The 19164-nt window shown below is 73.1% G+C and carries 20 protein-coding genes and 1 pseudogene; 9 read left to right on the top strand and 12 right to left on the bottom strand.

The window, feature by feature from the left end; translation table 11 throughout:
• Window positions 1-54: 54 nt before the first annotated feature.
• A complete protein-coding gene (locus BGP79_RS02495; RefSeq protein ID WP_076693043.1) occupies window positions 55-630 on the bottom strand; it encodes a lytic transglycosylase domain-containing protein in 576 nt (191 codons plus the stop codon).
• A 121-nt stretch (window positions 631-751) separates the two neighbouring features.
• Window positions 752-1174: a VOC family protein gene (locus BGP79_RS02500; RefSeq protein ID WP_076693044.1), complete on the bottom strand. Its 423-nt coding sequence runs from the start codon at window positions 1172-1174 to the stop codon at window positions 752-754.
• 115 nt (window positions 1175-1289) lie between these two features.
• On the opposite strand from BGP79_RS02500, the gene BGP79_RS02505 reads away from it, so the two are divergent.
• On the top strand, window positions 1290-2312 hold the full coding sequence (locus BGP79_RS02505; protein WP_076693045.1) for a YafY family protein: 1023 nt from the start codon (window positions 1290-1292) through the stop codon (window positions 2310-2312).
• Here the strand turns inward: BGP79_RS02505 and BGP79_RS02510 are convergent.
• The 4 genes from BGP79_RS02510 to BGP79_RS02525 all read right to left on the bottom strand — a co-directional run bounded on the left by BGP79_RS02510 (window position 2309) and on the right by BGP79_RS02525 (window position 5664).
• On the bottom strand, window positions 2309-3547 hold the full coding sequence (locus tag BGP79_RS02510) for an RNA polymerase sigma factor (RefSeq protein WP_076693046.1): 1239 nt from the start codon (window positions 3545-3547) through the stop codon (window positions 2309-2311). The genes BGP79_RS02505 and BGP79_RS02510 overlap by 4 nt on opposite strands.
• Complete coding sequence (locus BGP79_RS02515) at window positions 3537-3896, bottom strand: YciI family protein (RefSeq protein WP_076693047.1); 360 nt, start codon at window positions 3894-3896, stop codon at window positions 3537-3539. The genes BGP79_RS02510 and BGP79_RS02515 overlap by 11 nt, the downstream gene beginning before the upstream one ends.
• 114 nt (window positions 3897-4010) lie before the next feature.
• On the bottom strand, window positions 4011-4409 hold the full coding sequence (locus BGP79_RS02520; RefSeq protein WP_076693048.1) for a cupin domain-containing protein: 399 nt from the start codon (window positions 4407-4409) through the stop codon (window positions 4011-4013).
• 25 nt (window positions 4410-4434) lie between these two features.
• A complete protein-coding gene (locus tag BGP79_RS02525) occupies window positions 4435-5664 on the bottom strand; it encodes a multidrug effflux MFS transporter (protein ID WP_076693049.1) in 1230 nt (409 codons plus the stop codon).
• Between the two features lie 139 nt (window positions 5665-5803).
• On the opposite strand from BGP79_RS02525, the gene BGP79_RS02530 reads away from it, so the two are divergent.
• Window positions 5804-6508, top strand: coding sequence for an SDR family NAD(P)-dependent oxidoreductase (locus BGP79_RS02530; protein ID WP_076693050.1), 705 nt, complete (start codon window positions 5804-5806; stop codon window positions 6506-6508).
• An 81-nt stretch (window positions 6509-6589) separates the two neighbouring features.
• Window positions 6590-8332, top strand: coding sequence for a sodium:proton antiporter (locus BGP79_RS02535; protein WP_076693051.1), 1743 nt, complete (start codon window positions 6590-6592; stop codon window positions 8330-8332).
• Between the two features lie 17 nt (window positions 8333-8349).
• On the opposite strand, the pseudogene BGP79_RS02540 reads toward BGP79_RS02535, so the two are convergent.
• Window positions 8350-9107 (bottom strand): annotated as a pseudogene (locus BGP79_RS02540) (SDR family NAD(P)-dependent oxidoreductase).
• Between the two features lie 176 nt (window positions 9108-9283).
• On the opposite strand from BGP79_RS02540, the gene BGP79_RS02545 reads away from it, so the two are divergent.
• Window positions 9284-9547 (top strand): DUF1905 domain-containing protein, encoded by a 264-nt coding sequence (locus tag BGP79_RS02545; RefSeq protein WP_083701483.1) that lies wholly within the window; start codon window positions 9284-9286, stop codon window positions 9545-9547.
• 12 nt (window positions 9548-9559) lie between these two features.
• Here the strand turns inward: BGP79_RS02545 and BGP79_RS16545 are convergent, their stop codons facing one another.
• Window positions 9560-9700, bottom strand: coding sequence for a hypothetical protein (locus tag BGP79_RS16545; protein WP_158067107.1), 141 nt, complete (start codon window positions 9698-9700; stop codon window positions 9560-9562).
• A 130-nt stretch (window positions 9701-9830) separates the two neighbouring features.
• On the opposite strand from BGP79_RS16545, the gene BGP79_RS02550 reads away from it, so the two are divergent.
• Window positions 9831-11306, top strand: coding sequence for an amino acid permease (locus tag BGP79_RS02550; protein ID WP_076693052.1), 1476 nt, complete (start codon window positions 9831-9833; stop codon window positions 11304-11306).
• 150 nt (window positions 11307-11456) lie between these two features.
• Here the strand turns inward: BGP79_RS02550 and BGP79_RS02555 are convergent, their stop codons facing one another.
• The 3 genes from BGP79_RS02555 to BGP79_RS02565 all read right to left on the bottom strand — a co-directional run bounded on the left by BGP79_RS02555 (window position 11457) and on the right by BGP79_RS02565 (window position 13288).
• Window positions 11457-11996: a methylated-DNA--[protein]-cysteine S-methyltransferase gene (locus BGP79_RS02555; protein ID WP_233121018.1), complete on the bottom strand. Its 540-nt coding sequence runs from the start codon at window positions 11994-11996 to the stop codon at window positions 11457-11459.
• 164 nt (window positions 11997-12160) lie between these two features.
• Window positions 12161-12670, bottom strand: coding sequence for a hypothetical protein (locus BGP79_RS02560; protein WP_076693054.1), 510 nt, complete (start codon window positions 12668-12670; stop codon window positions 12161-12163).
• 183 nt (window positions 12671-12853) lie between these two features.
• Window positions 12854-13288, bottom strand: coding sequence for a nucleoside triphosphate pyrophosphohydrolase family protein (locus BGP79_RS02565; RefSeq protein ID WP_076693055.1), 435 nt, complete (start codon window positions 13286-13288; stop codon window positions 12854-12856).
• Window positions 13289-13323: 35 nt separating this feature from the next.
• Between BGP79_RS02565 and BGP79_RS02570 the strand changes: the two genes are divergently transcribed.
• From BGP79_RS02570 to BGP79_RS02585, 4 genes are all read left to right on the top strand, one after another.
• Entirely contained in the window at window positions 13324-15138 is a 1815-nt protein-coding gene (locus tag BGP79_RS02570) for a glycoside hydrolase family 2 (protein ID WP_076693056.1), read from the top strand.
• Window positions 15139-15229: 91 nt separating this feature from the next.
• Window positions 15230-16171 (top strand): SDR family NAD(P)-dependent oxidoreductase, encoded by a 942-nt coding sequence (locus tag BGP79_RS02575; protein ID WP_076693057.1) that lies wholly within the window; start codon window positions 15230-15232, stop codon window positions 16169-16171.
• Window positions 16172-16280: 109 nt separating this feature from the next.
• The gene (locus BGP79_RS02580) at window positions 16281-17423 is read left to right on the top strand and encodes an epoxide hydrolase family protein (RefSeq protein ID WP_076693308.1); all 1143 of its coding nucleotides are present in this window, start codon (window positions 16281-16283) and stop codon (window positions 17421-17423) included.
• Between the two features lie 5 nt (window positions 17424-17428).
• Complete coding sequence (locus BGP79_RS02585; RefSeq protein ID WP_076693058.1) at window positions 17429-17881, top strand: nucleoside deaminase; 453 nt, start codon at window positions 17429-17431, stop codon at window positions 17879-17881.
• A 58-nt stretch (window positions 17882-17939) separates the two neighbouring features.
• Here the strand turns inward: BGP79_RS02585 and BGP79_RS02590 are convergent, their stop codons facing one another.
• Complete coding sequence (locus BGP79_RS02590; RefSeq protein ID WP_076693309.1) at window positions 17940-19163, bottom strand: FAD-dependent oxidoreductase; 1224 nt, start codon at window positions 19161-19163, stop codon at window positions 17940-17942.
• Window position 19164 lies beyond the last annotated feature (1 nt).

The following is a 19164-nucleotide window of genomic DNA, read 5'->3' on the forward strand; positions in this document are numbered from 1 at the left end:
CAGCCCGGCCGGTCACGCTCAGCCGGTCACGCTCAGCCGGTCACGCTCGGCCGGTCACGCCGGGAGCTCGTAATTGGCGACCCGGCTCCGGATCGCCGCGACGTAGCGTTGCGTCTCAGGGAAGGGCGGGATGCCGTCGTACCGCTGGACCGCTCCGAACCCGGCGTTGTAGCCGGCGAGCGCCAGTTCCAGCGGGTCGCCGTCGATGTCCGAGGCCCTGGCGCGCTGGTGCAGGTCGGCCAGGAAACGGCCCTGCGCGTCGATGGCGTGCCGCGGATCGAACGGGTCGCCGCCGCGGCCCCAGGTCGCCCAGGTCTCGGGCATGAACTGGGCCAGGCCCTGCGCGCCCACCGGGGATCGGGCGTCCGGGCGCCAGTTCGACTCGACCTCGATCTGCGCCGCGAGCACCGGCGCCGGGATGCCCGTGTCGGCGGCCGCGGCCTCGATCAGCGGCGCCCAGCCGTTCGGGATGGCGGCGGCGTCGAGTCGGCCGACGCCGTCGGCGAACGACGAGCGCCGGTCCGAACCGAGCGCCACCGTCAACCCGATCACCAGCGCCGAGACCGCGAGCACGACGAGCACGATGACGCGCGGCGACGCGACCCGGGTGCGGGTCGGCGACTCGCTCATGGTGCTCCTCTCGGCGTGGGCGGGCTCCGGCGGCCGGACATGCGAACGGCTCTCACCTGACGAACGGTTCGGGGGGTGGCAGTGTTCCCGCCGCCCCCGGAACCGCCCCGAACCGCCCGCGTCAGCCCTGGGCCGCCTGGACGTCCATCACCCAGGTGATGCCGAACCGGTCGTCGAGCATCCCGTACAGCGGTGAGCCCCACGGCGCCGGGCCGAGCGGGGTGCGGACGTGACCGCCGTCGGCGAGCACCTCGAAGCAGCGGGTGATCTCCTCCGGGTCGTCCCCGCGCACCGAGACGAAGACGGCGTCGGTGCCCCGCTCGAACGGGCGGCCCGGCGGCACGTCGAACGCCATCAGGCGCAGCCCGTTGGGGGAGTCGAAGCCGCCCCACATCAGCTGGTCCGCGACCGCGCCGTCGGCGTCGTTGTGGGCGTCGCCGTAGGTGAAGGCCTGGACCTGGCCCCCGAAGATCGAGGCGTAGGTCTCGAGCGCCTCGCGGGCCTGGCCGCGGAAGTTCAGGTGGGTGGTGGTGGTGACGGTCATGGCGGTCTCCTTCGTCGGTCCTGCACGGTGGCGTCCGGGTCGGCCGCCGCGTCGAGATCCACGATCCTCGCAGTGGCGGTCAGATTCTGGCCGGGACTGGGACGAGAATCGAGGAATGAGCGGAACTTCCGGACGGCTGCTGTCGTTGCTCTCCCTGCTGCAGGCTCGCCGGGACTGGCCGGGCCGGCTGCTGGCCGAGCGGCTGGAGGTCAGCGAGCGGACCGTGCGCCGCGACGTCGACCGGTTGCGGGATCTCGGCTACCCGGTGCGCGCGACGATGGGACCCGACGGCGGGTACCGGCTGGAGGCCGGGGCCGAGCTGCCGCCCCTGTTGTTCGACGACGACCAGGCCGTCGCCATCGCCCTGGCCCTGCACATCGCGGCGACCAGCGGAGCCGCTGACGCCGACGCCGCCTGGCGGGCGCTGACCACCGTGCGGCAGGTGATGCCCGCGCGGCTGCGCCGGCGCATCGACGCGGTCCAGGTGCTCGGTATGCCGCACGCGGACGCCCGACCCGGTCAGCACACCGACACGTCCGTCCTGCTCGCGGTGACCGATGCGGCGCACGCCCACGAGCAGCTGCGCTTCGACTACCGCACTGTCGACGACGGGACTGCCTCCGGCGAGACCGGTGACGAATCTGCTGTCCCCGCGACGCGGCCCCCGCGCCGGGTCGAGCCGCACCACGTCCTGCACCGCGGCGGCCGGTGGTACCTCCTGGCGTGGGACGTCGACCGGGGGGACTGGCGCACCTTCCGCGTCGACCGGATGACCGGCCTGCGCACCCCCACCGGCCCGCGGTTCAGGCCCCGCGAGGTGCCCGGGGGCGACGTGGTGGCGTTCGTCGAGGCGCGCTTCCGGGGGCAGGCCGATCCCGCGGCCGGGTCGGCGTGGCCGTGCCGGGGCACCGTGATCGCCCGGCTGCCGGCCACCGAGGCGGCCCCGTACCTGCCCGACGGCGCGGTCGAGGCGCTCGACGCGCAGACCTGCCGGGTGCGGATGGGCGCATGGTCCTGGCCGGGGCTGGCGGCGTCGTTCGCCCAGCTGGACGCCGACGTCGAGGTCGTCGAACCGCCCGACCTGGTCGAGGCGTTCCGCGACCTCGCCCGCCGGGCGGCAACCGCCGGCCGGGCCTAGCCCAGTGCGGCGCGGCGGCGCTCGAGGACCGCCTTCTCCGCCGGGTTGCCGGTCAATGCGATCGCGTGGCTGTAGGCCGCTCCCGCCTCCGCGTGGCGACCGAGCCGGCGGAGCAGGTCGGCGCGCGTCGCGTGGAACGGGTGGTAGCCGGCCAGAGCGGCCCCGAGCCGGTCCGCGAGCGCCAGGCCGACCTCCGGGCCGTCCAGCTCGGCGACGGCGACGGCCCGGTTGAGCGCGACGACGGGCGAGGGGTCGAGGCGGATCAGCTGGTCGTAGAGAGCGACGATCTGCCCCCAGTCCGTGGCATCGAAGGTGGCCGCCGACATGTGGACGGCGTTGACGGCCGCGAGCAGCTGGTAACGGCCCGGGGCCGTGCCGGTCGCGGCGGCCGACGCCAGGCACGTGCGCACCAGCCGGTGACCCTCCTCGATCAGCCGCGCGTCCCACCGCGCGCGGTCCTGCTCCGGCAGGGTGACCAGCTCGCCGTCGTCGGTGACGCGCGCGTCCCGCCGTGCTTCGGTGAGCAGCATCAGCGCGAGCAGGCCGGCCGTCTCGGCGTCGTCGGGCAGCAGCGCGCGCACCAGGCGGGTGAGCCGGATCGCCTCGGCGGTCAGCTCGCGGCGCACGGGCAGCGTGTCCGGGCCGGAGGCCAGATAGCCCTCGTTGAACACGAGGTACAGCACCGCGAGGACCCCGGCGACCCGGTCGGGCAGGTCCTCGGCCGCGGGCACGCGCCAGGGGATGCGGGCCGCCGCGATCTTGGCCTTCGCCCGGGTGATCCGCCGGCCCATGGCCGACTCCTGCACCAGGAAGGCGTGAGCGATCTCGGGGACGGTCAGCCCGGCGACCATCCGCAGCGTCAGCGCCACCCGCGCCTCCACCGACAGGGCCGGGTGGGCGCACGTGAAGAGCAGGCGCAACCGGTCGTCGTCGACGGCGCCGAGCGGTGCCGACGGCCCTTCGTCCAGCATCCGGGCCTCCCGGTGTTTCTCGTCGCGCTTCTTCTCGCGCCGGATCCGGTCGATCGCCTTCCGACTGGCCGTGAGCGTCAACCAGGCGCCCGGACTGGCCGGGACGCCGTCGGACGGCCACCGCTCCAGGGCGGCGACGAACGCGTCGGCGGTGGCGTCCTCGGCGATCCCGAGGTCACCGAACCGGCGGGTCAGGGACGCGACCACCCGCGCCCACTCCTCGTGGTGGGCCCGGCTGATCGCCTCGCCGACGTCAGTCGTCACCGGGTTCGGCCAGCGCGCGGACCTCGATCTTCCGATTGCACGCCGCGGACGCGTCGGTGGCCAGCGTCAGCGCCACGTCGAGGTCCGCGGCCTCCCACACCCAGAACCCGGCCAGGTACTCCTTGGACTCGGCGAACGGGCCGTCGGTGATCACCGGCGTGTCCCCGCGGTTGTCGATCACGGTCGCCGTGTCGGGCGCGGCGAGGCCTCCGGCGAACACGAAGTGGCCCTCGGCCTGCAGCCGCTCGTTGAAGGCGTCCACGGCCTTCATCTCGGCCGCGGTGGCGGAGTCGGTGCGGCCGGCGTCCGCAGCCTGCCCGTCGTCGATCACGGAGATCAGATACTGCATGGCACGATCCTTCCCGGTGGTGAGGACGCCCCGGTGGGCGCCCCTCTACCCCTACGACGAACCACTCTGCCCGGATCGGACAGCGCGCGGGAACGAATTCTCAGCGGGTCATTCCTAACCCTCCAGGTCCTCGTCGCTCACGTGCTCCTTCCACACCGTGGTGGTGGCGGGATCGTCGCCGGACTCGAGCATCGCGAGGTGCTCCATGAAGCCGTCCCCGCCGGCGGCGTGCCAGTGGTCCTGCCCGGGCGGGATGTAGAGCGTCTGGCCGGCGTGGACCTCGATGACGTTGCCGTCCCGGTCGCCGAAGCGCGCGACGCCCTGCGTGACGCGCAGGTACTGCCCGCGGGCGTGGGAGTGCCACGCGGTGCGGGCACCCGGGGCGAAGCGGACGAGCGCCACCGTCATCCGCTGATCGTCCTCGTGCGGGGCGGCGACCACGTCGAGCCACACGTCGCCGGCGAACTGCTCGGGCGGGTTCTTCACGGTGGGGGTGGTCGGTTCGATGTTCATGGCGTTCTCCTCGGGGGGGTGGGGGTCAGGATGCGGTGGCCGGCGCCGCGGCCGTACCGGGACGCCGGTGCCAGGCGAGCAGCGAACACGAGACGGCGGCCAGGATCACGGCGAGGACCGTGACGACGCCGAGCGGCAGGATGCTGGTGGACCCGGCGATGCCCACGAAGGGCGCGGCGACCGCGCCGAAGCCGAAGCGGACGACGCCGAGCAGAGAGGAGGCCGTCCCGGCCATGCGCGGGTAGGCGGCCAGGGCCAGCGTCGTCGCCGGCGGGGTGCTGCCTGCGACCCCGCTGGCCAGGGCGAACAGGGAGACGATGACGACGACGAGCGGTACCGGAGTCAGACCCGCGGTCAGCAGGCCGGCGGCGCCGAGTGCGGTGATTCCGATGCCGACGGTGAGCGTGCGCATCGGCCCCCACCGTTCGGACGTGCGCCCGGACAGGAACCCGAACGTCATGAAGCCCGCGGAGTTGAGCCCGAACGCGGCCGCATAGGCCTGCGGGGAGAGCCCGTAGATGTGCTGCAGCACGAACGTCGCCCCGGCCAGGTAGGCGAACACCGCGGCGTTGAGGAAGCCGAGGCTGAGTACCGCGCCGACGAACACCCGATCGGCGAGCAGGGTCCGGAAGCCGGCCAGGGTGTGGCGGAGGCCGCCCGCGAGGCGGTGCTCGGTCGGGAGGGTCTCACGGAACACCAGCAGGGCGATGACCAGGATGCCCACCCCGATCACCGCGAGGAAGACGAACAGTCCGCGCCAGTCGGCGACGGTGGTGAGCACACCGCCCAGCAGCGGCCCGATGATCGCCGCGAGCCCACCGGCGACGGTGAGCCGGCCATAGAACCGGATCAGCGCGGTGCCGGCGTAGACGTCGCGGCCGGCCGCCTGCGCGATCACGAGACCGGCCCCGCCGGCGAGGCCCTGGACGAACCGGGCGACGATCAGCACCTCGACCGTGGGGCTGACCGCACACAGGGCCGACGTCACGATGTAGGCGACGATCCCGGTGAGCAGGATGCCACGGCGGCCGAACCGGTCCGACGCCGGCCCGGCGATCAGCTGGCCACCGGCGAGGCCGAGCAGGCACGCGGTGATGGTCACCTGGGCGACCGAGGTGGCGGCCTCGAGGTCGGCGGTCAGCGCGGGCAGCGCCGGCAGGTAGAGGTCCATGGAGATGGGACCGAACACCGTGAGCAGGAGCAGCAGCGCGGGCAGCAGGCGGCGGGAGGGGTCGTGGCCGGGGGTCTCGGGCATGCCCTCCAGTCTCCGCGTTCCCGGGCACGCGTGGGAGTCTCTGATCAGCGGTGTACTGACAGGGCATGCCTGAACCGGTGCTCCGGCCGCGGATCTGCGCCACAGTGGAGCGCAGGAGACATCACGGAAGGAACACCTCATGGCCCGGATATTCGTCACCGGGGCGGCCACCGGCCTCGGCCTGGACACCGCCACCGACCTCGCCGACCACGGGCACGATGTCGTCGTGCACGCCCGCGACGCGGACCGCCTGCCTCCGGGCGACTGGGCCGGCACCGTGACCGGCGACCTGGCCGACCGGGAGCAGACGAACGCGGCCGCGCGGGCGGCGAACGAGTTCGGCCGGTTCGACGCCGTCATTCACAACGCCGGCGTGATGCAGCGCCCGTCCGCCGTGCCGGTCAACGTCATCGCACCGTACCTGCTCACCGCCCTGATGGACCGGCCCGGCCGGCTGATCCACCTCAGCAGCGGCATGCACCGCAGTGGGTCGACGGACCTGGCCGGCCTCGAGTCCGGTGACGGCTCGTACTCGGACAGCAAGCTCTGGGTCACCGCCCTGAGCGCGGCGCTCGCAGACCGATGGCCGGAGACGGCGACGCACGCGGTCGACCCCGGCTGGGTGCCCACCCGGATGGGCGGGGCGGGCGCGCCGGACGACCTCACCGAGGGGCACCTGACGCAGACCTGGCTCGCGACCGCGTCCGACGTCGACCCTGCTACCGGCGGCTACTGGCACCACCGCCGCACCCAGCAACCGCACCGGGCCGTCGGTGACGAGCGGTTCCGGGCACGGCTGCTCGAGACCCTCGAACGCATCACCGGGGTCGCCCTCGAGTCCTGACCGCCACCGGTCGGCTCGGATCCGTCGGTGCTCCTCCGTAGGCTGTGACCAGCACCGACCCGCCGACGAGGGGAGACCACCATGACCGCCGCGCTCCTGCTGGCCGCCGCGGTGGTGGTGATCGTCGCGGTGCAGGGCTGGGCGCGGCGCACCGGGGTCGCCGCTCCACTGCTGCTCGTGGCCATCGGCGTCGCGGTCAGCTTCCTGCCGTTCGTCCCGGCCATCGTCATCGAGCCCGAGTGGATCCTCGCCGGCGTGCTGCCCCCGCTGCTCTACTCGTCCGCGGTCTCGATGCCGACGATGGACTTCCGCCGCGACTTCGGCTCGATCAGCAGCCTCTCCGTGCTCCTGGTCGTGGTGACCTCGGTGGCCCTGGGCTTCGTGTTCCACGCGCTGCTCGGCGTCGACCTCGCGTTCGGCATCGCGCTCGGGGCCGTCGTCAGCCCCACGGACGCCGTCGCCACCGGGATCGTCAAACGCCTGAACGCCCCGCGGCGGGTGGTCACGGTGCTCGAGGGGGAGAGCCTGCTCAACGACGCGTCCGCCCTCGTGCTGCTGCGCTCGGCGATCGCGGCGACGGGCGGCGCGGTGTCCCTCTGGGGCGTCGCTGGGGACTTCGTGTACGCGGTGCTCGTGGCGGTCGCCATCGGCGTCGTCGTGGGGCTGCTCAACCTGCGCGTCCGGGCGGCCACCCGCGACGCGGCGGCCAGCACCGCCATCTCGTTCATCGCCCCCTTCGTCGCCTCCGTCCCCGCGGAGCACCTCGGGGCCTCGGGACTGGTGGCCGCCGTCACGGCCGGCCTGATCACCGGCCAGGGGTCGGCCCGCTACCTCAAGGCCGCCGACCGGATCGCCGAGCGTTCCAACTGGGCGACCGTCGACCTGGTGCTCGAGGGCGGCATCTTCCTCGGCATGGGCCTGGAGCTGTTCGGCCTGGTCGAGGAGGTGATCGCCGAGGACGAGTCCCTCTGGCTCGCGCTCGGCACGGGTGCGCTGGCCGTCGCCCTGGCGCTGGTGATCCGCAGCCTCTACGTGGTACCGCTGCTCTGGCTCGTGCGCAAGCAGGCCGCGGACCCGGTGGAGACGCGGGAGCGGCTGGCCCGAGCCCAGCAGCGATTCGACGCCTCGGGCTTCGACCGGGAGGACCCCCGCGTGCAGCGGCGGGTGGCGACGTGGACGCAGCGGATGGGGCACCGGCTCGCCGACATCGACTACCTGGCGCGCACCCCGCTCGGTCGGCGTGAGGGAGCCCTGCTCGTGTGGGCGGGCATGCGCGGCGCGATCACGCTGGCCGCGGCCCAGACCCTGCCGGAGGACACGCCACAGCGGTCGCTGCTCGTACTCATCGCGTTCGTCGCCGCCGCGGGCTCCCTGCTCGTGCAGGGAGGGACACTTGGCATCGTCGTGCGTGCGATCGGGCTGGAGGGCGACGGCGGCGTCGATCCCGACGAGCAGCGCACGGTGGCGACCGCGATGGGTCGGGCCGCCGTCCAGGTGCTCGAGGATCCCGGGCTACGGCGCCCCGACGGCTCGGTCTACGACGAGAAGGTCGTCGAACGCGCCCGGGCGCTGATGCGCAAGGTCGCCGCCGAGAAGCAGCGCGCCGTCGACGAGGACGAGGAGGAGGCGGGTCCCGGTGGACGCCCGGCGGCCCGGCAGACGACGGAACTGCGGCTGCGCATCATCGAGGCGCAGCGGGCGGTGCTGCTCGACGCCCGCGCGGCGGGCACGGTCAGTTCAGCCACGCTCAGCGCCGCGCTCGACCAGCTGGACGCGGACCAGATCAGCACCGAGCTGCGGGCCGGTGGCCCCTCGGACGGCTGAGGCGCAGGGCGTCCCGCTCAGGGGGCGTTGTAGCCGCCGTCGACCAGGTAGTAGCCGCCCGTCACGAACGACGCGTCGTCGCTGAGCAGGAAGCTGACCAGCTTGGCGACCTCCTCGGGTCGGCCGAGCCGGCCCATCGGATGCCGCGCGATCAGGCCCTGCCGCTGCGCGTCGTCGATGTTCTTCAGCAGCGGCGTGTCGATGTAGCCCGGGGCGGCCGCGTTGACGCGGATCCCCGCGCGTCCGTACTCGACCGCCGCGTTCTTGGTCAGCCCGACGACGCCGTGCTTGGCGGCGGTGTAGGCGGCCGACCCGGGCGCCGCCGTGTCGCCGTGGATCGAGGACATGTTCACGATCGAGGTGATCGCCGGGTCGTCCTGGGCGAGGAACTGGGCGATCTCGTAGCGCATCCCGTAAGCACGCCGCTCAGGTTCAGCCCGATCACCCGCTCCCAGTCCGCCAGATCGATCTCGCCGACCGGGGCCTGCTTTGGGCCGATGCCGGCGTTGTTGACCGCGTGGTGCAGCGCGCCAAACGTGTCGACGGCGAACCGCACGGCCGCCTCGGACTCCTCGGGCCTCGACGCGTCCTGCTGGAACGCCGCCGCCTCCCCGCCGGCACCCGTGATGCCGTCGACCATGCGCTGGGCCGCCCCCGGGTCGATGTCCGTCACCACGACCTTCGCCCCCTTCGCCGCCAGGTCGGCGGCGATCGCGGCGCCGATGCCCGATCCGGCGCCCGTCACCAGGGCCACGCGTCCGTCGAACGTGCTCATGTCTCTGACCTCCATCGCGGGAAACGGCCGTGGTCCCGGCCCTCATCGGCAGGCTATACCCGGGCTCCCGGCGTCCCCGTGGCCTGCCTTCCCCCGGCTCGGCCCGCCGGTTGGTCTCGGCGACGACCCGTCAGCCGGACGACCCCCCACCCGTCGCCCACGACCCAGGAGCACCGATGACCGTCTTCCGCACCGTCCTCGAATCGACCGGCGGCAACAACGTGGGCATCGTGGTGCCCGAGGAGATCGTGCTCGGCTTCGAGCGCGGCAAGCGGGTGCCCGTGATCGTGACGATCGACGGCGACTACCGGTACGCGACCACGATCGGCGTGATGGGCGGCCGATATCTCGTCTCCTTGAACGCCGAGACCCGGAAGCGGACGGATCGCGGGGCGGGCGACGAGGTGGGGGTCGACCTGGTGGTCGATCCCGATCGCTGAGGCGCTCGTCCGTCAGCGGCAGACGTCCACGACACCGGGCTCGACGGTGGTCGGGGGCGCCGGGTCCGCGCCGGCGCGACGCCGAGCGGTCACCAGCAGCGAGAGCACGGCGGCGATCCCGCACAGGGCCGCCCCGCCCCACCGGGCTCGCACACCGCCTGTGACGGCGCGCTCACCAGCCGTTTCGTTCGTGTGAACAGCGGCCTCCTAGACTGACTCGCTGTCTGTGTACGTATGGCGAACAGGGCGGTGGCCCGTGAGCCCCCGTCGAAATGAGTCCGGCATGTCCGTCGACCGTCACGCCCACGACGGGGACCCCGTGTCGCCCGCCACCTCGGCCGGTGTGCCCGTGGTCCGAGCGCCGAAGAAGCTGCGTCCCCGTCACGTCATGATGATCACCCTGGGCGGGATCATCGGCTCCAGCCTGTTCGTGGGATCGGGCAACGTCATCCGGTCCGTCGGGCCGGCCGCGGTGCTCTCGTACCTGATCGGTGGCCTGCTCGTCTTCCTCGCGATGCGCATGCTCGGGGAGATGGCCGCCGCGCGCCCGACGGTCGGCTCGTTCATGGAGTACGCCCGCGAGGGCCTCGGCGACTGGGCCGGCTACTTCGTCGGCTGGCTCTACTGGTACTTCTGGGTGGGCGTCATCGCCTTCGAGGCCGTCGTCGGCGGCTCCATCCTGGCCGGCTGGTTCCCGTCGGTGCCGGACTGGGTGTTCTCGGTGATCCTCCTGCTCGTCTTCACCGCCACCAACCTCGTCTCCGTCCGCTCCTTCGGGGAGGTCGAGTTCTGGCTGGCCAGCATCAAGGTCGCCGCCATCCTCGTGTTCCTCGCCGTCGGTGCCCTCTTCGTCCTCGGCCTCTGGCCCAACGCGTCCTTCTCGGTGCCCCACCTGTGGAACGCCGGCGGCTTCGCGCCGAACGGCTGGTGGGCCGTCTTCGGCGGCGTGGCGATCGTCATCTTCTCCTACTTCGGCACCGAGATCGCCGTGATGGCCGCGGCCGAGTCCGAGGACCCGGCGAAGGGCATCCGCCAGGCGACCGTCACCGTCATCTGGCGCATCCTGTTCTTCTTCGTCGGCGCGGTGCTGGTCATCGTCATGGTCGTCCCGTGGAACCAGCTGCCCGACCCCAAGACCAAGGCCCCCTTCGCCTTCGTCTTCGGCGCCTTCGGCCTGCCCGGTGCCGACCTGGTGATGAGCGCCGTCATCCTCACCGCGGTGTGCTCGGTGCTCAACTCGGGCCTGTACTCCGCCGCCCGCATGTTCTCGGCGCTGGCGGAGAAGGGCCTCGCCCCGGCCGTCGTGGCCCGCAGGTCCCGCACCGGCGTGCCCACCGTGGCCGTGCTCGTCTCGACGCTCGGCGGTTACGCGGCGGTGCTGGTCAACTTCGTGGCGCCCGAGTCCGGCATCTTCGACTTCATCATGAACTCGGCCGGCCTGGTGGCCCTGTTCGTGTACGTGTTCATCGCCATCACGCAGATGCGGCTGCGGTCCCGGATGACGACGCAGCAGCAGGCCGACCTGAAGCTGAAGATGTGGCTGCACCCGTGGCTCGGCATCCTGGTGATCGTCGCCGTCGTCGGCATCGTCGTCGTCATGCTGATCTCGGGGGAGTCCGGGCAGACGCAGGTGTGGACCAGCCTGGTGGCGGTCGCCGCGCTGGCGGTGTTCTGGCCGCTGGTCGCGCGCAAGCTCGAGCGGCGCTCGGCTGCTGGGCTCGAGGACGCCCCCGAGGCGGAGGCCGGCGTCCTTCCCTGACCGGCTTCTTACTGCTCCGCCGGTGCGTCCGCTACGGCGAGTGTGACGGGAGTGGCGGTCGTGACGTCGAGATGGCCACTCCTGTCACATCCGTCCCACTCGGTGTAGCCAACGCTCCGCTGCGCGGCGGACGAACGCTCGGCGGCTGCATCAGAACAGCCGGGACGCCTGGACGTCGGCGGGTTCCTCCAGCGCCAGGAGTGCGCGCTTGCGCTCCAGCCCGCCGGCGAACCCGGTGAGCGAGCCGTCGGACCCGACCACCCGGTGACAGGGGACGACGATGCTCAGCGGGTTGTGCCCCACGGCCTGGCCGACCCGCTGCGCGAGCGCCCGGTTGCCGAGCTCGGTCGCGATCGCCCCGTAGGTGGTGGTGGTGCCGTAGGGGATCTGCCGCAGCCGCGCCCAGACCTGCTCGGAGAAGGCGTCACCGCTCGTCCGCAGCGGCACATCGAAGGTGACCCGCTGCCCGGCGAGGTACTCGCGCACCTGGGCGGCCGTCGCGCTGATCAGCTCGTCGTCGTCCTCCTCGACGCGCTCCCCGGTGTCCGCGGCGGCGGGCGGGTACCAGTGGCCCGGGAAGAAGTCGCCGACGACGGCGTCGTCCTCGGCGACGACCAGCAGATCGCCCAGGCTGGTCGGCACGAAGGCGTGACGGCGGGTGGTCTCGCGCACGGTGCTCGTGGTGCTCACGGTCGGGCTCCTCTCCGTTCTCATTCTCCCGGTAGACGCGCGGGGTGAGCGGTTCGTGAGGTGCCCGTGTACTCGCGACGAGATCGCGCGGTTCTTCAGGCTCCGGCAGAGCTGAGCGGCTGGACCGAGCGGTTGGACCGAGCGGTTGGACCGAGGGGCCGGACTCAGCGGCGATCGCGTCCGGGCCGGCGCCGCATCACCGCGAGGCCGATGAGCAGGGCGAAGACGCCGACGACGGCGGGGTCACGGACGATCGTGCTCGCGTAGCCGACGGGGTTGACGAGAGCGTGGCTCAGTCCTGTTCCGAACCAGGGCCCGATCAACCAGCCGACGGCGAGGAAGACGACCAGACCGATGGCCACCCCGGGAAGGACAGCCGGCCGGTACCGGATCAGCGCGGCCATCGCCACGGCCAGCACCGCGGCGAGGGCGAACACCCAGAGCTGGGTGTCGCTCCGGCCCTGACCGGTGCGCAGCAGCCACTCGCCGAACGCGCCGGAATCAGGACTGGTGTCGAAGGGCGAGGCGCCCCCCGGAGGGAGGGCCAGCGGCAGGGTCACCAGTGCGCCGAACGCCCAGGCCCAGACGATGCCGATCGCGAAGCCGGCGGCGCGCGATCCGGTACGCCCGGTGGCGTGCGGCCGGGTGTCGCTGGTGGTCGGTGCGGTCGCCATCGCGTCCCCCTTCGACGTCCGGTCGCCCCATGCCGAGCTCGCCGGTGAGCGCAGCCTAGCGGCCGACGGCCGCCATGGCGAGGGGTCCCGTCGCATCGTGGGCGGTGGGTGGAGCGGCCACCTGCTGCGTCGGCACGAGGCGCTGCTTGATCCGCGGGAGGACGAGCCGGGGTTGAGCCGCCCTCAGAACAGTGGCAGCTGGTTGGCGAGCACTCTGGCGACGTCGGGCCGGGTGTAGGCGGCCGATTTGAGCACCTTGCCGTCCTCCCGCAGCAGCGGCGTGCCGTCCGCGTCGAGCTTGCTCATGTTCGACAGGTGGACCTCGCGCAGGACGGCGTCGAGGTCGATGCCGTAGGTGTGCGCGGTGCCGTGGACGACATAGGTGATGTCGGCGAGGGCGTCGGCGATCCCGATGATGTCGTTCGCCGCCACCGCGGCCCGCAGTTCCTCGCACTCCTCGTCGAGCAGCGCCATCCGCAGGGTCGCGAGGTCGGTGGGGACGTCCGCGTCCGGTGTCGCCCGGCGGGACAGGCCGAAGGCGTCATGGAACTCACCGACGAGGGTGCCGATCGACGGTGTGCCGATCGGCGTGGTCGACGGCGTGGGGGAGGCGGTCATGTCGCCACGCTAGTGGGACCTGCGAGGATCGGGCCATGAGTAACACCGAGTCGCCCCTCGGTCCGGCGGTGTCCGGCCGGCTGCACCCTCGCCCCCTGCTCACCCGCGATGCATGGCTGGACCTGGACGGCGACTGGGGGTTCCGCGCCGACGACGAGGACGCGGGCCTGGACGCCGGCTGGTGGCGGTTCTCGGCCGTGCACGACGTCCGCTTCGACCGCACCATCCGCGTGCCGTACCCGCCCGAGTCCGAGCTCTCCGGCATCGGCGAGGACGGGCACGCGGTCGTCTGGTATCGCCGCGCCGCCGCGATCTCGGCGCCGCCGGCCGGGCACCGGGTGATCCTGCACCTCGGGGCCGTCGACCACCACGCCGACGTGTGGGTGAACGGGGTGCACGTGGGCGCGCACGACGGCGGTCACGTCGGCTTCGCCCTCGACATCACGCACGCGCTCGTGCCCGGCGACACGCAGCTGCTCGTCGTCCGCGCGGTCGACGACCCGCACGCCCTCGACCAGCCGCGCGGCAAGCAGGACTGGGAGCCGAGCCCGCACGTCATCTGGTATCGCCGCACCACGGGCATCTGGCGCCAGGTGTGGGCCGAGACCGTGGCCGCCCGCCACCTCGACGCGCTGCGCTGGACGCCGGGCGCGCGGCCCGGCGAGGTGACCCTCGACGTCACGGTCACCGGGGCACGCTCGCGGGACGACCTCGAGCTCGAGACCGTCTTCACGCTCGACGGCACCGTCCTGGCCCGCGCCCGGCACGCCGTCACCGACGAGACGCTGCACCTGCCGTTCGTGCTGCGCGACGCCCGGCTGGACACCGAGCCGGACCGGCTGCTGTGGAGCCCGGACCGTCCGACGCTGATCGACGTCGAGCTGACCCTCTGGCACGGCGAGCAGGAGATCGACCGGGCCCGCTCCTCCGTCGGCCTGCGCACGGTGGCGGTCGAGGACGGCCGGTTCATGCTCAACGGGCATCCGGCGCCGCTGCGGCTGGTGCTCGAGCAGGCGTTCTGGCCGCAGTCCCACCTGGCCGCCCCGGACGACGACGCGCTGCGGCGGGAGGTGGAGCTGGTCAAGGCGCTCGGATTCACCGGCATCCGGATGCACCAGACGGTCGCCGATCCCCGCTTCCTGCACTGGTGCGACCGACTGGGCCTGCTCGTGTGGGCCGACGCTCCGGCCGCCTACCGGTTCTCGCCGCGGGCGCTGGAGCGGACGACGCACGAGTGGCTGCAGGCCGTCGCCCGCGACGCCGGGCACCCGTCGATCATCGCGTGGGTCGCCTTCAACGAGAGCTGGGGCGTGCCGGACGTGGCCGTCGACGTGGCCCAGCAGCACGCCGTGCGGGGAATCACCGGGCTGCTCAAGGCGCTCGACCCGTCCCGGCCGGTGATCGGCAATGACGGCTGGGAGTGGGTGGCGGGCGACGTCGTCGGCGTCCACGACTACACGCACGACGGCGCCGTGCTGCGTGCCCGATACGGGAGCCGTGACGCGGTCACCGACACGGTCGCCCACGCGCGTCCGGGCGGTCGACGGCTGGTGCTGGACCCGACGGCCGCCGAGGGCCTGCCCGTCGTGCTCTCGGAGTTCGGCGGCATCGGCTTCCACACCTCGGCCGGTGACTGGGAGGGCTACGGCGCGGTGACCGACGAGGAAGCGTTCCTTGCCCGGTTGCGCGAGCTGGTGGGCGCCGTGCACGACTCGACCGGCCTCGCCGGCTTCTGCTGGACCCAGCTGACGGACACCCTGCAGGAGACCAACGGTCTGCTCGACGAGCACCGCCGGCCGAAGGCGGACATCGGGCTGATCCGGGCGATCATCGCCGGGGAGGACCGCTGATTCCTCGACCCGGATCACCGTCCTGGCCCTGCCGGTCCCAGGACAACCGGACGCCTTCCTGTGCCCGGCGCGGCGGCCGAGGATGGGAGCCATGACCACCTCGACGAACACCGACCCGGGCACCGTGCTGATCACCGGGCCCAGCGGCAGCCTCGGCGCCGCCACCACGCTCGCGATGGCGGAGCGCCCCGCGGATACGCGGCCCGACCTGATCCTCGTCGGCCGGCTGGGGGAAAGGATGTCCCGGGTCGCGGCGCAGGCCCGCGCGACCGGTGCCACCGTGCACGTCATCGACACCGACCTGTCCCGGCTCGCGGACGTCCGCGCCGCGTCGGACGAGGCGAAGCGCCTCGTCGACGAGGGCGCGGTCCGGCCCCTGCGGGCGATCATCGCCAACGCCGGCATGACGGCCGCCGACACCCGGGCCGCCTCCGCCGACGGTTACGAGCTGACCTTCGCCGTCAACCACCTCGCCCACGCCCAGCTGATCGGCGACCTGATCGGGTCGATGGCCACGCCGGGACGCATCGTCCTGCTCGGCTCCAACACGTACCACCAGAACCTGCCGCGCAAACTGCTCGGCGTGCCGCCGGCCCGGTGGCGTGACCCGATCGAGCTGGCGATGCCGGCCCCCGCCGACCAGAAGCCGTCGGCGCAGACGTCGGGCGTCGCCTACTCCAACGCGAAGCTGGCGATCCTCTACTACGCGCACGAGCTGCAGCGACGGGCGCCGCAGGGCATCGGCGTCGTGGTCTACGAGCCGGGCTTCATGCCGGGTACCACCCTGTCCCGCGAGCAGCCCCCGGCGGTGCAGCGGATCGGCCGCGCCCTCGCGCGCGTGCCGGGCGTCTCCACGCCGAAGGTCTCCGGTCCCGGCCTGGCATCCCTCGCGCTCGACGCGCGGTGGGCCCATCTGCGCGGCGGCGCCTTCGTGGTCAAGGACGAGGAACGGGAGGTCAAGTCGTTCGCCGTCGACCGCGCACGGGAAGCTCACCTGTGGGAGGCGACGCGCGAGCTGCTCGACCGGGCGTGACTCGGTCGGCGATCGCGCGCCGACCGGCCACGAGCGCATGACCGGCGAGCCGTGGGATGCGTCCTGGCGGGCAGTGGACTCACACGCCGGCGTGGCAGAGTGGCCGTCCATGACGATCGACGTCTTTGCCGACGACCTGGCCGACCTGCGGAGCCGGCTCCGCGCGACCCGGTGGTCGGCCGCCTGGCCCGAGCCGGAGGCGGGCCAAGCCTGGGACGCAGGCGTGAACCAGCAGGAACTGCGCCGCCTCGTCGCCCACTGGGCCGACGGCTTCGACTGGGAGGCGCAGCAGCGGCGGATCGCCGCCCTGCCCTGGCACGAGGCGGACCTGGACGGCACCCCGCTGGCCTGGCTGCGTTTCGACGCCGAGCCATCCACCGACGCGGACCCGTTGCCCATCGTGCTGCTCAACGGCTGGCCGAGCACCGCTCTGGAGATGGTCGACGTCGCGCAGCGGCTCGCAACACCGTCGGCGCATGGCGGCGATCCCGCGGACGCCCGCACCGTCGTCGTCCCCGCCCTGCCGGGCTTCCCGTTCTCCCCGCAACGACCCCGCCACGCCGAACAGACCCACGACCTGGTGCACCGGCTGATGACCGAACACGTCGGTGCGGCCCGGTACGCCGCCCACGGGGGAGACCTCGGCGCCGGCATCGCCTCCCGCCTCGCGGAGGCGTACCCGGAGGCCGTCGCCGGGCTGCACCTGCTCGCCGTCGCCGGTCCCGTCGACCTGGACCCGTCCACCCTGACGAACGCCGAGCGAGCGTACCTCGACGAGGTCGCGACCTGGAACGACGACGAGGGCGGCTACCAGCACGAGCAGGAGTCGCGCCCGCTCACCCTTGCCGCCGGCCTGTCCGACTCGCCGGCCGGGCTGCTCGCCTGGCTGCTCGAGAAGTACCGGGCGTGGAGCGACGGCGACGTCGCGACCCGGTTCACCGACGACGAGATGCTCACCGTCGCCTCGCTCTACTGGTTCACCAACAGCATCGCCCCGTCGTTCCGGCCGTATTGGGAGTTCAACCACGGCTTCACCACCCGCGTGCGGCGGGTCGAGGTGCCGACGGCGGTCGCCCTCTTCCCGCACGACCTCGGCCACCCGCCCCGGGAGTGGGTCGAACGCCTCTACGCCCTCTCGCGATACACCGTGATGCCCCGCGGCGGCCACTTCGCCCCGCACGAGGAACCGGACCTGCTCGCCGAGGACATCACGGCGTTCCTCCGGACGCTGCCTGCCGCCGGGTTACCGTAGCGACCATGGCCTTCGACTATTCCCTCGACCACTTCGCCCGCGCCCGTGAAGCGGCCGCCGCCTCGCTGGCCGAGGGCGGTGTTCCCATCGGCGGCGCGCTCGTGCTCGGCGGCGAGCTGGTGGCCACCGGCCACAACCAGCGGGTGCAGCAGGGCGACCCGACCGCCCACGGCGAGATCGACTGCCTGCGTGCCGCCGGTCGGATCCGCTCCTACGCGGACGCCGTGCTCCACACGACGCTGGCTCCGTGCGCCATGTGCTCGGGCGCGATCGTCCAGTTCGGCATCCGCCGCGTCGTGGTGGGGGAGGCGACGACGTTCCCGGGCGAACTGGACTGGATGCGCTCGCGCGGCGTCGACGTCGTCGTGCTCGACGACCCGCAGTGCCAGGAGCTGATGCGGCGGTTCGCGACCGAGTACCCCGCGGTGTGGGCGGAGGACATCGGCGAGGTCGTCTGACCCGACTGGGTTCGTCCGAGTACGTCGGTTCCACCCTCGAGCCCCGGTCGAGAACAGCTCAGGCTGACGCGGGCTCCACTGAATCCTCGGTCTCCGTCTTCGCCGCGTTCGCGTATCGCACCGCGGCCTGGGCGGCCCGGCGTCCCGCGCGGGTGGCGCCCAGCGTCGATGCGGAGGCGCCGTAGCCGACCAGGAACAGGCCGGGCTGCTTTGCCACGGTGACGGCGTCGGTGCCCATCATGATGCCGCCGCCGGGTTCGCGCAGGTGCAGCCGGCTCAGGTGGCCGAGCGAGGCGCGGAAGCCGGTGGCCCACAGCACGACGTCGACCGGCACCTCCCACGCGTCCGCGTCGCCGTTCTCCGCCGCGTGCCCGGGCAGCACCCGCACCCGGGCATGCGCCGCGTCGTCGAGCAACCGATCCGCCTCGCCCTGCGCGGGCACGCCGCGCCCGTCCGGTCCGGGGCCGGCCAGCACCGCACCGGCCGGGGTGAGCCGCAGCAGGGGACCGCGGCTGACCAGAAGGCCGGACCGGATGGCTCGCGCATACATCCCCGTCAACGGGAGCCCCGTCGCGGCGACGACGGAGTGCGGCGACAAGCCGCGGGTGGTGCGGGCGGAGACGGAGGCCTCGACGGCCCGGCCCCACTCCTGGTCGAAGGAACGGCTGGTCCAGCGCGGCGCGGTCCGGGCGGTCCACACCGTCTCGACGCCGGCGCGGTCCAGGTCCAGCACGAACTGCGCGGCGGAGGTGCCGCCGCCGACGACGAGCACGCGGCGGCCGCGGAAGTCGGTGGCGGCGGTGAAGTCGTGGGTGTGCAGCTGCCGGCCGCGGAAGGTCTCGATGCCGGGGTAGTGGGGTACCCAGGGGCTGTCCCAGGTGCCGGTGGCGTTGACGACCGCACGGGTGCGCCAGCTGCGGCCGTCACGGGCGGTGACGACGAAACCGTCGTGCTCCTCGAAGCGCTGCTCGACGGAGGCGACGGCCACCGGGCGCAGGACCGGCAGGTCGAAGGTGCTCTCGTAGGCGCCGTAGTACCGGGCGACCACCCGGCTGGCCGGCTCCGCGGGATCCGGGGTGCCGAGCGGGAGCCCGGGCAGGTCGTGGATGCCGTGGACGTCGCCGAGGGTGAGCGAGTCCCAGCGGTGACGCCAGGCGCCACCGGGCCCTTCGTTGGCATCGAGGACGACGACGTCGTCCCACGCCCGCAGCCCGCTGCGGAGCAGGTGGTGCGCCGCGCTCAACCCGGCCTGCCCGGCACCGATGACGACGACGTCGAGCATC

Origin of the sequence: Tersicoccus sp. Bi-70, assembly GCF_001968825.1 — a bacterium.
Classification (GTDB): domain Bacteria; phylum Actinomycetota; class Actinomycetes; order Actinomycetales; family Micrococcaceae; genus Tersicoccus.

Bases quoted from the DNA above. Each gene is read 5' to 3' on its own strand.
- BGP79_RS02495 (WP_076693043.1), bottom strand. From the start codon at position 630: ATGAGCGAGTCGCCGACCCGCACCCGGGTCGCGTCGCCGCGCGTCATC.
- BGP79_RS02500 (WP_076693044.1), bottom strand. From the start codon at position 1,174: ATGACCGTCACCACCACCACCCACCTGAACTTCCGCGGCCAGGCCCGC.
- BGP79_RS02505 (WP_076693045.1), top strand. From the start codon at position 1,290: ATGAGCGGAACTTCCGGACGGCTGCTGTCGTTGCTCTCCCTGCTGCAG.
- BGP79_RS02515 (WP_076693047.1), bottom strand. From the start codon at position 3,896: ATGCAGTATCTGATCTCCGTGATCGACGACGGGCAGGCTGCGGACGCC.
- BGP79_RS02520 (WP_076693048.1), bottom strand. From the start codon at position 4,409: ATGAACATCGAACCGACCACCCCCACCGTGAAGAACCCGCCCGAGCAG.
- BGP79_RS02525 (WP_076693049.1), bottom strand. From the start codon at position 5,664: ATGCCCGAGACCCCCGGCCACGACCCCTCCCGCCGCCTGCTGCCCGCG.
- BGP79_RS02530 (WP_076693050.1), top strand. From the start codon at position 5,804: ATGGCCCGGATATTCGTCACCGGGGCGGCCACCGGCCTCGGCCTGGAC.
- BGP79_RS02535 (WP_076693051.1), top strand. From the start codon at position 6,590: ATGACCGCCGCGCTCCTGCTGGCCGCCGCGGTGGTGGTGATCGTCGCG.
- BGP79_RS02545 (WP_083701483.1), top strand. From the start codon at position 9,284: ATGACCGTCTTCCGCACCGTCCTCGAATCGACCGGCGGCAACAACGTG.
- BGP79_RS02550 (WP_076693052.1), top strand. From the start codon at position 9,831: ATGTCCGTCGACCGTCACGCCCACGACGGGGACCCCGTGTCGCCCGCC.
- BGP79_RS02560 (WP_076693054.1), bottom strand. From the start codon at position 12,670: ATGGCGACCGCACCGACCACCAGCGACACCCGGCCGCACGCCACCGGG.
- BGP79_RS02565 (WP_076693055.1), bottom strand. From the start codon at position 13,288: ATGACCGCCTCCCCCACGCCGTCGACCACGCCGATCGGCACACCGTCG.
- BGP79_RS02570 (WP_076693056.1), top strand. From the start codon at position 13,324: ATGAGTAACACCGAGTCGCCCCTCGGTCCGGCGGTGTCCGGCCGGCTG.
- BGP79_RS02575 (WP_076693057.1), top strand. From the start codon at position 15,230: ATGACCACCTCGACGAACACCGACCCGGGCACCGTGCTGATCACCGGG.
- BGP79_RS02580 (WP_076693308.1), top strand. From the start codon at position 16,281: ATGACGATCGACGTCTTTGCCGACGACCTGGCCGACCTGCGGAGCCGG.
- BGP79_RS02585 (WP_076693058.1), top strand. From the start codon at position 17,429: ATGGCCTTCGACTATTCCCTCGACCACTTCGCCCGCGCCCGTGAAGCG.
- BGP79_RS02590 (WP_076693309.1), bottom strand. From the start codon at position 19,163: ATGCTCGACGTCGTCGTCATCGGTGCCGGGCAGGCCGGGTTGAGCGCG.